Source organism: Tabrizicola sp. YIM 78059, from assembly GCF_004959785.1.
Taxonomy (GTDB): domain Bacteria; phylum Pseudomonadota; class Alphaproteobacteria; order Rhodobacterales; family Rhodobacteraceae; genus Tabrizicola; species Tabrizicola caldifontis.
The window spans coordinates 355,937-369,933 of the sequence record NZ_SJZH01000002.1; the positions used below are offsets into that span (position 1 = coordinate 355,937).

Annotated in this window: 10 protein-coding genes and 1 tRNA gene; 4 read left to right on the forward strand and 7 right to left on the reverse strand. The window is 67.2% G+C overall.

Annotation, left to right across the window (positions count from 1 at the left end; translation table 11 throughout):
• Window positions 1-76 precede the first annotated feature (76 nt).
• Together EZM81_RS04365 and EZM81_RS04370 are read right to left on the reverse strand one after the other, a co-directional pair.
• Window positions 77-1,015 carry an ABC transporter substrate-binding protein gene (locus EZM81_RS04365; protein ID WP_135447592.1) on the reverse strand — a complete coding sequence of 313 codons (939 nt, stop codon included), beginning with the start codon at window positions 1,013-1,015 and terminating at the stop codon, window positions 77-79.
• Between the two features lie 265 nt (window positions 1,016-1,280).
• Window positions 1,281-1,357 (reverse strand) — tRNA-Met (locus EZM81_RS04370).
• A gap of 219 nt (window positions 1,358-1,576) precedes the next feature.
• Between EZM81_RS04370 and EZM81_RS04375 the strand changes: the two genes are divergently transcribed.
• The 4 genes from EZM81_RS04375 to zapE all read left to right on the forward strand — a co-directional run bounded on the left by EZM81_RS04375 (window position 1,577) and on the right by zapE (window position 5,547).
• Window positions 1,577-2,590: an ADP-ribosylglycohydrolase family protein gene (locus EZM81_RS04375; RefSeq protein WP_248298134.1), complete on the forward strand. Its 1,014-nt coding sequence runs from the start codon at window positions 1,577-1,579 to the stop codon at window positions 2,588-2,590.
• A gap of 409 nt (window positions 2,591-2,999) precedes the next feature.
• Entirely contained in the window at window positions 3,000-3,821 is an 822-nt protein-coding gene (locus EZM81_RS04380) for an aldo/keto reductase (RefSeq protein WP_136644905.1), read from the forward strand.
• Between the two features lie 11 nt (window positions 3,822-3,832).
• Window positions 3,833-4,462 carry a VOC family protein gene (locus EZM81_RS04385; protein WP_136644906.1) on the forward strand — a complete coding sequence of 210 codons (630 nt, stop codon included), beginning with the start codon at window positions 3,833-3,835 and terminating at the stop codon, window positions 4,460-4,462.
• Window positions 4,462-5,547: a cell division protein ZapE gene (gene zapE / locus EZM81_RS04390; RefSeq protein ID WP_136644907.1), complete on the forward strand. Its 1,086-nt coding sequence runs from the start codon at window positions 4,462-4,464 to the stop codon at window positions 5,545-5,547. The genes EZM81_RS04385 and zapE overlap by 1 nt, the downstream gene beginning before the upstream one ends.
• A 55-nt stretch (window positions 5,548-5,602) precedes the next feature.
• Here the strand turns inward: zapE and EZM81_RS04395 are convergent, their stop codons facing one another.
• From EZM81_RS04395 to rnr, 5 genes are all read right to left on the reverse strand, one after another.
• On the reverse strand, window positions 5,603-6,262 hold the full coding sequence (locus EZM81_RS04395; RefSeq protein ID WP_136644908.1) for an alternative oxidase: 660 nt from the start codon (window positions 6,260-6,262) through the stop codon (window positions 5,603-5,605).
• Between the two features lie 74 nt (window positions 6,263-6,336).
• The gene (locus EZM81_RS04400; protein ID WP_136644909.1) at window positions 6,337-7,101 is read right to left on the reverse strand and encodes a TSUP family transporter; all 765 of its coding nucleotides are present in this window, start codon (window positions 7,099-7,101) and stop codon (window positions 6,337-6,339) included.
• A gap of 127 nt (window positions 7,102-7,228) precedes the next feature.
• On the reverse strand, window positions 7,229-10,075 hold the full coding sequence (locus EZM81_RS04405) for an error-prone DNA polymerase (protein WP_136644910.1): 2,847 nt from the start codon (window positions 10,073-10,075) through the stop codon (window positions 7,229-7,231).
• A gap of 269 nt (window positions 10,076-10,344) precedes the next feature.
• Window positions 10,345-11,568: a lytic murein transglycosylase gene (locus tag EZM81_RS04410; RefSeq protein ID WP_136644911.1), complete on the reverse strand. Its 1,224-nt coding sequence runs from the start codon at window positions 11,566-11,568 to the stop codon at window positions 10,345-10,347.
• Window positions 11,569-11,667: 99 nt separating this feature from the next.
• A complete protein-coding gene (gene rnr / locus EZM81_RS04415) occupies window positions 11,668-13,899 on the reverse strand; it encodes a ribonuclease R (RefSeq protein WP_136644912.1) in 2,232 nt (743 codons plus the stop codon).
• Between the last annotated feature and the right edge of the window lie 98 nt (window positions 13,900-13,997).

Here is a 13,997-nt window from a genome sequence, read left to right on the forward strand (position 1 = left end):
TGTGTCCAAGGGCAGTAGGCTGTCGGCCGGTCACGATTGCGGCGGAATGGCCCCGGGGCCATTCCGCCGGTCGGGATCACTCGATCCAGCTGGTCCAGAGGGCCTCGTTCGCGGTCATCCATTCGTCGACCACATCCTCGACCGACTGGCCCTCAAGATCGACCTTGGCAATCATGCCGCCCATCGTGTCATTGTCGATCCTGAAGGCTTCTACTGCCTTTGCCGCGCCTGGCCATTTCTCGGCCAGGCCCTTGTAGGCAACCTTCCAGATCGGGCCGAAAGGCTTGCCGCAGTCATGTGTGGCCTGCGGGTTCGGACCCCAGGCCGGATCGGTGTAGCAGGCCGGCTCGTAAGGCGGAAATTCCACCCATTCGCCCTTGAACTTCTGTGGGGCCCAATGCGGCGCATAGACCCACAGCAGGATCGGCGCCTGGCGCTGATAGGCGGATTCCAGTTCGGCGAACATGGCGGCATCGGTGCCTGCGTGGATCACCTCGTAGTTCAAGCCCAGCGCCGCGACGCGTTCTTCATCGAAACCGCCCCAGGTGACCGGCCCCCCCAGATAGCGGCCCTTCGGAGCGGTTTCGGGGGTGGCGAACTGCTCTGCGCAGTCATTCAGCGCCTGCCAGTCAGGCAGGCCCGGGCACTTTTCCTTCATGTATTCCGGGTACCACCATTCCTCTTTCGCCAGCATCCCGGTTTCGCCCATCACGACGACATTGCCCGTGGCGGTTGCCGCATCCATCGCTTCCCGCCCGGTGGTTTCCCAGATTTCCATGGCGACATGCAGATCACCCGTCTCCAGGCCGGCGAACTGGGCGAGGTAATCCGCCTGCACCAGCTCGACATTGTAACCCGCTTCTTCCAGCACGGCAGCCATGATGTTGGTGGTGATGAGCTGCCCGGTCCAGTCATGCAGCGTCAGCTTGATCGGATCGGTGCTTTCCACTTCCGCAAATGCCGCACCGGCGCTGACGGCCAGCGCCGCGAACGCCATTGGGTAACCCATCTTCATTGCTGTCTCCCGTCACTGTTGGTTGTTGTTTCGCCTTCCGTTGCCCGGAAGTGCCTTCCGGGTGCCAGATTTGGGCGAACGCCGTGCCCTGTCAAAGCATTTGTTCCCCCGACGGAAGGCGATCGGCGACAGGTGCAACCCGTGATGGAATTCAGCGATCCGGTTTGCCCTTCGCGGGCGGCCGGGTCCGTGAAAGGCCACAGCGATGCAAGGCCGGACACTGCCGAGCCGGCGGCGTGTGTTCCAGAAACTTTCAGGGATGAAATGGTGGCGAGGGAGGGACTCGAACCCTCGACCTTGCGATTATGAGTCGCACGCTCTAACCAGCTGAGCTACCTAGCCACTGGCGGGCGGATTAAGCGCGCGGCTTCCCGAGGTCAAGGGTGAATCCGCGCGCGGGCCCTGCGCCCTGCAGTCGCCGACCCTTTGTAGCCCCGGCGGGATGATGGCCCATGCTGCCGCGGTTTGAATGCCCGGCGTTCTGTCGTAGGCTTGCTGCGTGACGCCGGACCAATCCCCCAGCCCTGCCAGCAACGCCAGCATCATGCTGCCGCCGAAGCGGTGCCCAGGCCCCAGGGTGCAGCGATGAACGCGCTGGCCGAGGATCGCGCGCTTGCTGCGCTGACCGGCATTGCGCTGGGTGATGCCCTGGGAATGCCGTCGCAGACGCTGGACCGCGCGGCGATCCGGGCGATCTATGGCAGGATCGAAGGGTTCAGGGTGCCGATCGAGGGGCACCCCATATCCCACGGGCTGCGGGCCGCGCAGGTGACGGATGACACCGAACAGACGCTTCTTCTTGCGCGGCGGCTGTTGGCCGATGCCCCGGACTTCGATGAATCCGCCTGGGCCTGCGATCTTCTGGCGTGGGAACGCGACATCCTGGCGCGGGGGCTGCGCGACCTTCTGGGGCCGTCCAGCAAGGCGGCGCTTCTGGCCTTGCAGGCGGGGGTTTCGCCGGCCGAGGCGGGACGGAACGGTGCGACGAACGGCGCTGCGATGCGGATCGCGCCGGTGGGCATCGCAACGCCGCCTGATCCGGCGCGGATGGTGGCGCGCGTGACGCGGGTCTCGCGCCTGACGCATGGCCGGGGCGAGGCGCTGGCCGGTGCGGCAGCCGTGGCAATGGTGGTCAGTCAGGGCATCGCCGGGTCGGGTTTCGAGGCGGCGCTGCCACTGGCCCTGTCCACGGCAAGGCGTCCCCCGGTAGGGGGCAATGCAGCGGCCCATCAGGCGATGGCCGACAGGATCGCGCTGGCGCTCGAGGTGGCGACAGAGGGCGAGGCGGCACTGGCACAGCGGATCGGAACCTCGGTGCAGAGCATGGAGTCGGTCGCCTGCGCCTTCGGCGTGGTCCGACTGGCGGGGGGTGATCCCTGGGAGGCGGCGCTGATCGCGGCGAACATCGGCGACGATACCGATACGATCGGGGCGATGGCCTGCGGCATGGCCGCGGCATGCTGCGGCATGGTGTGCCTGCCTGCCGACCGGGTGGCAGAGCTGCAGCGGGCCAATGATCTGGATTTCGGTCCGCTGGTGTGCGGGCTTCTGGCCCTGCGGCAGGGGGCTGTGTGACGCGGGCCCTTTACGACCGCAGCGGCATCCTGCGTCACGGGCATCCCGCCGTTCATGGCAGGCTGCTGAAGGCCCTTGCCATGCGCGCCCCGGACAAGGCGAACCTCCTGGCTGGCACATGCGAACCGGGGGGCCGCCGCTGTGCACAGCGCGAATCGACTGCAGCCGTGCCGGCCGGGCTTGCCCTGTCGGGCGGAACCGGCAGCCTGATCCTGCACCTGCGATGTCGTCTGCTGAAACCGACCATGTCCGGGCACGCTTTCCCGGCTTCCAGGGGTGTGCTCCCGGCGTTCCGGCTGACATGTGGGCCAGCCGCTGCCCGGCCGCCCTGTCGCTGACGGGGACGTTTTGCCTCTTGCCATGGGGGCAGGGTTTGCGCTTTCTCGGCCGGTCATGAGAAGGAACGAAGATGCCGACCCAACGCCTGCGCCTGAACGACGGACACTACATTCCCCGCCTTGGCCTTGGCATCTGGCAGGTTCCCGCCGCCGCGACTGCCGAAACCGTCGCGACCGCGCTGCGCCTGGGCTATCGTCTGGTGGACGGCGCGGCGATCTACGGCAACGAGGAAGGTCTGGGCGAAGGCGTGCGGCAAAGCGGTTTGCCGCGTGACGAGGTTTTCGTCACCACGAAGGTCTGGAACGACGATCAGGGGTATGATTCCACCCTTTGCGCGGTCGAGGCGAGCCTTGCGAGGCTGGGGATGGAGCGGGTGGAGCTTTGCCTGATTCACTGGCCCTGCCCGGCACGCGACCGCTATCTTGACACCTGGCGCGCCCTGATCCGCCTGCGCGACGAAGGGCGGGTGCGGTCGATCGGCGTTTCGAACTTCATGGGCGAGCATCTGGAACGGCTGGTAGGCGAAACCGGCGTTGTTCCGGTGCTGAACCAGATCGAGCTGAACCCCCGCCTGCAACAGGCGGACCTGCGCGCGCTGCACGACCGGATGGGCATCGTCACGCAAAGCTGGACGCCTTTGGGACAGGGCCGCAGTTTTGACGCCCCGCCCGTGCGCGATGCCGCAGCCCGCACCGGCAAGACGCCGGCCCAGGTCATCCTGCGCTGGCACCTGCAGCTTGGAGTATCGGTGATCCCCCGCTCCACCCGTGCGGTGGGGCTGGCCGAAAATCTTGCGCTGGACGATTTCGAACTGGCGCCCGGGGAAATGGCCGCCATGGCGACGCTGGACGAAGGCGTCCGCTGCGGCCCCGACCCCATGACCTTTGCCTGAGGGGGGCTGCGATGCTGGTGCCCGAACTGACCGTTGCCGACACCACCCGAGCCGCAAATGTGCTTGCCGACTTCGGCTTTGTGCAAGATGGCGGCTTGTGGCATCTGCGAAGCCAGGCGCTGCGGCTGGTCGAAGGTCGGGCCACCGGTCACGGCCGCATCGACCATGTCGCCCTGACCGTCCCCGACATGGACGCGACCCTGTCCCGCTTGACCGGCCGGGGCATCGCGCTGGCCGATGTCACCCCGAACGGGCCCGAGATGATTGCTGAATTCTGGGAAGCGGGCCTGCGATTCGTCTATCTCTCGGGCCCGGAAGGTGCGCGGATCGAACTGTGCCAACGCCTCGCCGGGGCGCCTGCCGAAACGGGGCAGGACCATGTCGGCATCCCCTGCGCCGATCTTGCCGCGATGCAGGAATTCCTTGAAGGCCATGGCGCACGTCTGATCGCCGCGGTCGATCTTTCACGCCCCGAAGGCACGATTCCCGTGCGGTTCCTTGCCTTTCATGGCGGGGTGATGGAACTGTTCCAGCCCCCGCTCGCCGACCGCGTGCGTGAGGGTCACTGGTCCCGCCTGCTGGTCCGCGGCCTTCCGGGGCCGATCCATGGTCCCGAGGGGTTGACCCTCGCCCCGCTCTGATGCGCCGGACGCTGACAGAAATCTACGAGGCCCGCGTGGCCGCAGGCACCCTGCGCGCCGACCCCGCGCAACATGCCGTTCTGCCCCTGCTGGAAGAGCTGCGCCTCTGGCTGGAAACCAATGCAAACCGCCGCGTGGGGCTTTTCGCCGGCCTTTTCGCCAAGCCGATCACCCCGCCCAAGGGCCTGTATCTGTGGGGCGGGGTCGGGCGCGGCAAGTCGATGCTGATGGATCTGTTCACCGAGGCGACCGACATCCGCCAGAAGCGGCGCGTGCATTTCCATGCCTTCATGCAGGAAATCCACAAGGGCATGCACGAGGCCCGCAAGCGCGGGGTCGAGGACGCGCTGGCCCCCGTGGCCGAGGCGGTGATCCGCGACACGCGGCTTCTGGCCTTTGACGAGATGCAGATCACCGACATCACCGATGCGATGATTGTCGGCCGGCTGTTCGAGAAGCTGTTCGCCGCCGGGGTGGTGATCGTGACCACCTCGAACCGTCCGCCGCAGGATCTGTACAGGAACGGGCTGAACCGCGCTCTCTTCCTGCCCTTCATCGCCATGCTGGAAACCCGTCTGCATGTCGTGGAACTGGAAAGCCCGACGGATTACCGCCGGCACCGGCTGGAAGGCGCACAGGTCTATTTCCACCCTGCCAGCAAGGCGACAGCGCAGATCGCCGCGATCTGGACCGACCTGACCGGCGGGGCGCCGGACGAGCCGCTGGTGCTGACCGTGAATGGCCGAAGCCTGACCCTGCCGCGCTTTGCCAATGGTGTGGGCCGGGCGACGTTCTGGGACCTCTGCGCCAAGCCGCTCGGCCCGGCAGACTATCTTGCCATCGCCCAGGCCGTTCGGGTGCTGATCCTTGAGGACATTCCCCAGCTTTCGGCCGAGAACTACAACGAAGCCAAGCGCTTCGTTACCCTGATCGATGCGCTCTATGAGGCGAAGGTACGCCTGATTGCCTCGGCTGCCGATGTGCCCGAACGGCTCTATCTGGAGGGCACCGGCGCCTTCGAGTTCGAACGCACCGCCAGCCGCCTGCGCGAGATGCAGGCTGCCGACTGGGGCAGGGATCTTTGACCCTGATGGGCGGGAAGCCCAGGAATTTCCGGCGAAAATTCTTGGGCGTGCCAGATCATTCCGCCGCGTGGGGCGCGGTCGAGGGCTTCGCACGGCCCGCCAGCGCATCGGCAAAGCCGTGGTTCACATCGCGGTGTCTGGCCTCGTCGGCACGGACGGCGATGATCACATCGCGCAGCCGCGCCGTTTCCGGCAGGTGCCAGTAGTCGATCGCGATCTGCGGCGCAGGGACATTCTCGACCCGACCGGCATCCACCTCGGCCAGATAGGCGGTGTAGCTGACCACCGCCTCCTCCTCCAGATAGCCCACCACGCGATGCGCGGTCTTGGGGAAGAAGAGGTAAAGGAAGAAATAGGCGTTGAAGAAGATCGCCTGGCCGACCATGATCAGCCCCCGCTCGAAGAGCGACGGTTGCGCGATGTGGATGAAGGTCATCAGGTGCATCCGCTCGTTCTCGGCCTCGTCCAGAAGTTCGCGGATCCAGCCCTGATCCTCGCGGATGTGGCGCAGCGCCTTCAGGTGCTGCAAGAGCCCACCGACCATGCCCGGGACGGCGGCGACGGTTTCCAGCACCACGGCGCGGTGGCCGTAGCGTCTGGAAAAGAAGGCGTCGGCGAAGACGCGCATGAATTTCACGACTCCCAGGGCGACGCGGTCGGACAGGCCCTGGGGGGTCTTGTGGCGATCAAGCGGGCGATGGGGGGTGTCGGTCATGGGCCTTGCTCCTTTCCCGACAGAGATAGTCAGGCAAGGGGGGCGCACAATGCAGGTGCGGCGATTTGCGCCCGTCAACCGACCAGTGCCTGCCACAACAGCCGCAGCGCCATGGCGGTGGAGACGACGACCAGAAGTGGCTTGATCAGCCCCGCACCGATGCGCATGGCCAGCCGCGCGCCAAGCGTGGCGCCTGCGACCTGCGCGGCGGCCATCGCCAGGCCCACCGCCCACCAGGTGGCCCCCGTGGGGATGAAGACGAGAAGGCTGCCCACGTTCGAGGCGAAGTTCAGCATCTTCGTATGCGCCGTGGCCTTCAGGATGCCGTAGCCCGCCAGCATCACGAACCCCAGCATGAAGAACGACCCCGTGCCGGGCCCGAAGAAGCCGTCATAGGCGGCAACCAGCGGCACCAGCGTCACCGCAAAGACCGGCGGCGGGATGCGCGCGGCGCGGGCATCGTCAGACAGGCCCGGCTTCACCGCGAAGAAGCCCGCGACGCCGATCAGGACGATGGGCATGATGATCCGCAGGACCTCGGCCGGGATCAGATGCGCCACCAGCGCGCCCCCCGCCCCTGCGATGGCGCTGATCGCCGCCATCCCCAACTGGTCCTGTGGGCGGACGTGCCCTGCGCGCGCATAGGCCAGCATCGCCGTGCCCGCCCCGAAGGTGCCCTGCAACTTGTTCGTGGCCAAGGCCTCGACCGGCGAAGCCCCGGCCAGAAGAAGGGCCGGCACCGTGACCAGCCCGCCGCCGCCCGCGATGCTGTCGATCACCCCGGCGACAAAGGCCGCGAGGATCAGGAAAAGGGCAAGCGACAGGGCAACCTCGAACATGCGCAGGCTTGTCGCCCGCCCGCGCGGCAGGGGCAAGGGGCGACGTGGTGCCGGTTCTGCCTACCAGCCCCCCGCCCTCATCCTCTCGCCCTTGTGGGGAGGGGAGAAGGGTGGGCGGGCATCCCGCTCAGGCCGCGTCCAGCACGGGACGCAAGAGCGCCATCGGGTGCGCCCGAAGCGTCAGGCGCATGGCCAGGTAATCCTCGACCACCGCCTCGCCCAGCGTCATCTCGCGGAACTGCACGGCAGGCTCGACGATCGCTTCGCCCTCGATATCGCCGGAAAACAGCGGCAAGGCCGGCCCCGGCGCCAGCGCCTCGGCGGCCCAGAGCGCCTCGCGGCGGCTCAGGCCCAGAACCGCAAATGCATCGGCCTCGGCCAGACGCGCCAGCACCGCAGGCCCCACCCCGGCGCGGCGCCAGACATCCTGAACCGCCTGATAGCCATTCCCCCGCGCCGCCACGATCCAGCGCGCCTCTTCCTCGGCGATGCCCTTGATCTGGCGAAACCCCAGCCGCAGCGCGAGGTCCGGCGGCTGGCCGGGGCGGGTCAGCCATTCCATCACATTGTCCCAGTGGCTGGCGTTGATGCAGGGCGGGAGCACCACTACCCCATGTTCCCGCGCATCGCGCACGATCTGGGCCGGGGCGTAAAAGCCCATCGGCTGGCTGTTCAGAAGCGCGCAGGCGAAGATGCCGGGATGGTGCCGCTTGATCCAGGCCGAGGCATAGACCAGAAGCGCGAAGCTTGCCGCATGGCTTTCGGGGAAGCCGTAACTGCCGAAGCCCTCGATCTGGGCAAAGCAGCGGCGGGCGAAATCCTCGTCATAGCCGCGCGCCAGCATGCCGCCGATGAAGCGGTCGTGAAACTCGCTGACCGACCCGTGTTTCTTGAAGGTCGCCAGCGACCGGCGCAACCGGTCGGCCTCTTCCGGCGTAAAGCCCGCGCCGACGATGGCGATCTGCATCGCCTGTTCCTGAAACAGCGGCACCCCCAGCGTCTTGCCCAGAACCCGGCCCAGATCGTCGGACGGGAAGCTGCCCGGTTCCTGCCCGTTCCGCCGACGCAGGAAGGGATGCACCATGTCGCCCTGGATCGGGCCGGGACGGATGATCGCCACCTGGATCACCAGGTCATAGAAGCAGCGTGGCCGCATCCGGGGCAGGAAGTTCATCTGGGCGCGGCTTTCCACCTGAAAGACGCCCAGCGAATCCGCCCGGCACAGCATGGCATAGGTCGCCGGATCCTCGGGCGGCAGGGTGGCCAGCGTCAGGCGCTGCTGGTGATGCCGTTCGATCAGGTCGAAGGCCTTGCGGATGCAGCTCAGCATCCCCAGCGCCAGGATATCCACTTTCAGGATCTTCAGGCTGTCGATGTCGTCCTTGTCCCAGGGGATGATCGTCCGGTCCTCCATGGTGGCGTTTTCCACCGGACAAAGCTCGTCCAGCCGGCCTTCGGTGATGACGAAGCCGCCGACATGCTGGGAAAGATGCCGGGGAAAGCCCTGGATTTCGTCGATGAGCCGCATGGTCTGGCGCAGGCGGCGGTCCTTCGGGTCCAGCCCGATTTCCGTCAGTCGCTGGTCGGTGATCGCCCCCGGACCCCCCCAGCCCCAGATCTGGCTGGACATGGCGGCCACCGTGTCCTGCGAAAGCCCCATCGCGCGGCCCACCTCGCGCACCGCGCGCTTGCCGCGATAGTGGATCACCGTCGCGCACAGCCCCGCGCGGTGGCGGCCATAACGGTCGTAGATGTGCTGGATCACCTCTTCCCGCCGCTCATGCTCGAAATCCACGTCGATGTCGGGCGGCTCGTTGCGCGCCTCGGAGATGAAGCGTTCGAACACCATGGTGCCGATTTCCGGGGAAACCGAGGTCACGCCCAGCGCATAGCAGACAACGGAATTGGCTGCCGAACCGCGACCCTGGCACAGGATGCCGCGTGATCGCGCAAAGGCCACGATGTCATGGACCGTCAGGAAATAGGGCTCGTAGGCCAGCTTTGCGATCAGCGCCAGTTCATGTGCCATCTGCGCCCGCACCCTGCTGGGCGCGCCTTCCGGGTAGCGCCATCGCAGGCCTTCCTCGGCCAGCCGGGCCAGACGCTGGCTGGCCGTCTCGCCGGGCGCATTCTCCGAAGGGTATTCGTAACGCAACTCGTCCAGCGAAAAGGCGGCCCGCGCGGCGACATCGGAGCTGCGATGCACCGTCGCCTCATGGCCCCGGAAGATGCGCAGCATCTCGGCCTCGGACCTGAGCCGCCCCTCGTTGTTGGGCAGGGCCCGGCGGCCCAGCCGATCCACCGGCACGCCCAGGCGGATCGCAGTCAGCACATCGGCCAGACGGCGGCGCGACCCGTGATGCAGGAAGGGCAGCGCGGTCGCGACCGGGGGCACACCCAGCCGTGCGGCCAGATCGGAAAGCTGCCGGAACCGGTCTGCATCCTGCCCGTCATAGCGCGGTGCCAGGGCCAGGCTGACCTGCCCTGCAAACCGCTCTGCCAGCGCCCGGACATGCCCCCGCCAGCGCGAACTGTCGCCCATCGGCGCAGGCGGCGCCTCGGCCAGCGTCAGGCGCTGGTCGGGCGGCAGGACCAGCATCTCCATGCCTTCGCCCCAGTCCAGAAGATCAGCCAGTTCCAGCCGGCACTGCCCCTTTGGCGCGCGCAACTGGCCCAGGCTGAGCAGTCGGCAAAGCCGCCCCCAGGCGGCCCGGTCGCGCGGCAGGCAGGTGGCCTGGAACCCGTCGGTCAGCACGATGCGCGCTGCGGGGATCAGCCGCACCGTCGGCCCGCCATCCCGCGCGATCTCGCGCGCCTTCGTGTGGGCCCGGACGATACCCGCGACCGAATTCACATCGGCCACAGCCAGCGCGGGCATTCCCAACTCGGCCGCACGGACAATGACCTCTTCGGGGTGCGAGGCCCCGGTGAGGAAGGTGAAATTCGTGAGCGTCGAAAGCTCGACGAAGGGCATGGCGACTCAGGGATCTGGAACAAACAAAGAACATACTGCCATGATCGCGCCCGGCAGACCAGCCGCCGCGCGGGTCGAGACGCCTGTCGGATCGAGCGCCTTGGCAGGCGCAAGCCCTTGTCTCGCCTCTGCGCGCGACAGTCGCGCGCAACCGGCTCGGGCGTGCCTCCTGCGGGAGCATTCGGGCAAGGAGCAAATGCAAGTTGCTCCTTCGGATATACCCTCGGGGGGTTCGGGGGCAGACTGCCCCGGCGGCCTGCGCGAAGGGATCAGCGCAGCAGTTCCAGCACCTCGAGGCTGGGATAACCGTCCGGCACCAGGCCGCGCGCCTTCTGAAAGGCTTTCACGGCCGCCACGGTCTTGGGGCCCATGCGGCCGTCCACGCCTCCCGGATCGAACCCGGCCTTTCCCAGCAGCTCCTGCAATTCCATCCGTTCTGCCAGGGTCAGCGCCCGAAGCTCGCGTGGCCAGCCGTGCCGGATCGGCGGCCCGCCCTTCAGCCGGTCCGACAGGCTGCCGATAGCGATGACATAGGCATCTGCGGTGTTGTATTTCTCGATCACCTGGAAGTTCGGCCAGATCAGGAAGGCCGCGCCCCGGTGCCCGCCCGGCAGAAGGATCGACCCCGGCCCGTGATCCGGCAGATCGCCACCGTCCACCAGCCGCACCCCCATCGCCTGCCATTCGGCCACCGGCTTTACAACCCGTTCGGTGGTCTGGTCATGGTCGAACCCTTCGGGCAGGCGCACCTCAACCCCCCAGGGCATGCCCTTCGTCCAGCCCCAGTGCCGCAGGTAGTTGGCCGCGGATGCCAGCGCATCCGCCGGATCGTCCCCCCAGAGGTTCCGCTTGCCGTCGCCGTCGAAATCGACGGCAAACTTTTCCCACGACGAGGGCATGAATTGCGTATGCCCCGACGCCCCGGCCCACGAGCCGACGAACCGTTCGACATGCCCGCCCTCGACGATCCGCAGCGCCGCGATCAGCTCGGCCTCGAAAAAGGCCCCCCGCCGCCCTTCGTAGGCCAGCGTCGCCAGCGACCCCAGCACCGGCAGATCGCCGCGATAGGTGCCATAGGCGCTTTCCAGCCCCCATACGGCGGCGACGACTTCCTTCTCCACCCCGTAGTCCGCCTCGATCCGCTCAAGAAGGTCGCGGTGGCGGGCAATGGCCTTCAGCCCCAGTGCGACCCGGTCTTCGGATACGGCGGTGTCCAGGTAATCCCAGATGGTCTTGCTGAATTCGTTCTGCTTGCGGTCACGTTCGACCACCTTCGGATCGAAGGTCACCCCCCGCAGCGCGGCGTCGAACACCTCAGCGGAAACCCCTGCCGCCAGTGCGCGGGACCGGAATTCCGCAACCCAGGCCTCAAGCCCCGCCTGATTCCCCATCTGCATGTCCACCCCCGCCACGGGATCGGGCAGGATGGTCTGCGCCCTGGTCATCCCCAGCGCCACCACTACGACACCGATCGCACCTGCAAGCCCGCGCATCCTGCCCCATCAGTCAGCCGCAATTCGCACGGAATCGTGCTTCCTCTCTGCAAAAATATCCCGCAGGGGTGCCGGGGAACGCGAAGTCCCCCGGACACGTCACCTCCGCCTGCGCACCAGGCGCCGTTTTGCCGCCGCCTGAGCGGGCTTCCGCGGCTGATACTTGCCACCCTTCCGCCGTGGCGGCCGCATCGTCGCCCCCTCGACCGACAGAAGCTCCAGGATCAGCCCGCCGGTCACCGGTGCCGCCTCGACCAGCCGCACCACGACCTTCTGCCCGATCCCGAGCGTCAGCCCCGTCTCTGCCCCCATCAGGGTCTGGCTACCCTCGTCATAGTGGAAATACTCGCGCCCAAGCGCGCGCACCGGAATCAGGCCGTCCGCCCCGGTCTCGTCCAGGCGCACGAAGACCCCGAACCGCTGCACGCCAGAGATCCGGCCCGAGAACTCGGCCCCCACCCGGTCGGCCAGATAGGCCGCGAGGTAACGGTCGGTCGTGTCCCGTTCGGCTGCCATGCTGCGCCGCTCGGCTTCTGAAATCAGCTTCCCTGTCTCTTCCAGGTTCTCCATGTCCCACTGGCTCAGCCCGTCCTTGCCCCAGCCATGGGCCGAGATCAGCGCGCGATGCACGATCAGGTCGGAATAGCGCCGGATCGGGCTGGTGAAATGGGCGTAGTTCCGCAAGGCAAGGCCGAAATGGCCGAAATTCTCGGGGTGGTAATAGGCCTGGGTCATCGACCGCAGGGTGGACAGGTTGATCAGCTCGTCGAACTCTGTCCCCTCTGCCTGCTGCAAGAGCCGGTTCAGGTGCCTTGTCTGCAACACCTGCCCCTTGGCCAGCGTCAGACCGGCGCTTTCGGCCACCTCGCGCAGGCCCTCCAGCTTCAGCGGCGAAGGTTCCTCGTGCACCCGGAACAACAGTGGGTGCTTCCGTCGGATCAGCTCTTCGGCGGCGGCGACATTGGCGAGGATCATCATCTCCTCGATCAGCCTGTGCGCTTCCAGCCGTTCCTTGAATGCGACCGAGATGACGCGGCCCTCCTCGTCGAGCTCGATCTTGCGTTCCGGCAGTTCCAGGTCCAGGGGCTGCCGCGCTTCGCGCGCCCGTGCCAGCGCGGCATAGGCGGCGTAAAGCGGCCGCAGGATCGGGTCCAGCAAGGGCGCGGTCTTTTCGTCCGGCGCCCCGTCCACCGCCGCCTGCACCTGCGCATAATGCAACGAGGCGACCGAGCGCATCATGCCGCGCACGAAGCGATGGCTACGCTTGTGGCCGTCCTTGTCGATCACCATCCGCACCGCGATGCAGGCGCGATCCACCCCTTCATGCAGCGAACACAGGTCGCCCGAAAGGATGTCGGGCAGCATCGGCACCACGCGGTCGGGGAAATAGGTGGAATTGCCCCGCCGACGTGCCTCGCGGTCCAGCGCCGATCCGGGTGTGACGAAATGCGCCACGTCGGCGATGGCAACCCAGATCACGAAGCCGCCGATATTCGCAAGGTCGGTGTCGGCTTCGGCATAGACCGCATCATCCCGGTCGCGCGCATCGATCGGGTCGATGGTCACCAGCGGCAGGTCGCGCAGATCCTCGCGGCCTGCCATCCCCACGGGCTCCGCCCGGTCGGCCTCGGCGATCACCTCATCGGGAAAGGTATCGGGAATCCCGTGCTGGTGGATGGCGATCAGGCTTGCCGCGCGCGGTCCTGCCGGATCGCCCAGTCGCGCGATCACCCGCGCCGCCGGCAGGCCGAGGCGGCGACCGCCAAGTGCCTCGGCCTCGACCAGTTCGCCGTCCTTTGCGCCCATGGTCATGTCTGCCGCGACGCGCCATTCCTTGTCCGCCCCCTTTTCGATCGGCAGGATGCGGCCACCCTCGGCGTTCCAACGGAACACCCCAAGCACCTTGGCTGGGTTCGACCCCAGCTTGCGGATCAGCCGCGCCTCGTAGGCGTGATCGTCCAGATCCACCTTCGTCAGCCGCGCAAGGATCCGGTCGCCCGCCCCCAGCGCCGGATCGCCCTTCTTCGGCACGATCAGGATGCGCGGTCCTTCGTCCACGCCCTCCTCCAGGGGTTTTGCGTAAAGATCGCCCGCCCGGTCCGGTGCCAGAACCTGCAACACCGCCACCGGCGGCAATACCCCTGTCTCGCGGAAGCGGCGGGCCGACTTCTCGACCACGCCCTCGCCCTCCAGCTCGCGCAGCAGCCGCTTCAGCTCGATCCGCGCGTCACCCTTGATCCCGAAGGCCCTGGCAATGTCGCGCTTGGCCGAAAGGCCGGGGTTTTCGGCGATCCACTGCCGGATCTGGTCTTTTGAGGGCAAGGGTTTCATGCCCAATCGCCTATCATGAGACGGCGGCAAAGACTATCCCGGCATGACGCTGCCGACAGACAGATGCCCGCGCAGGGGCCGGGGGCAGAATGTCCCCG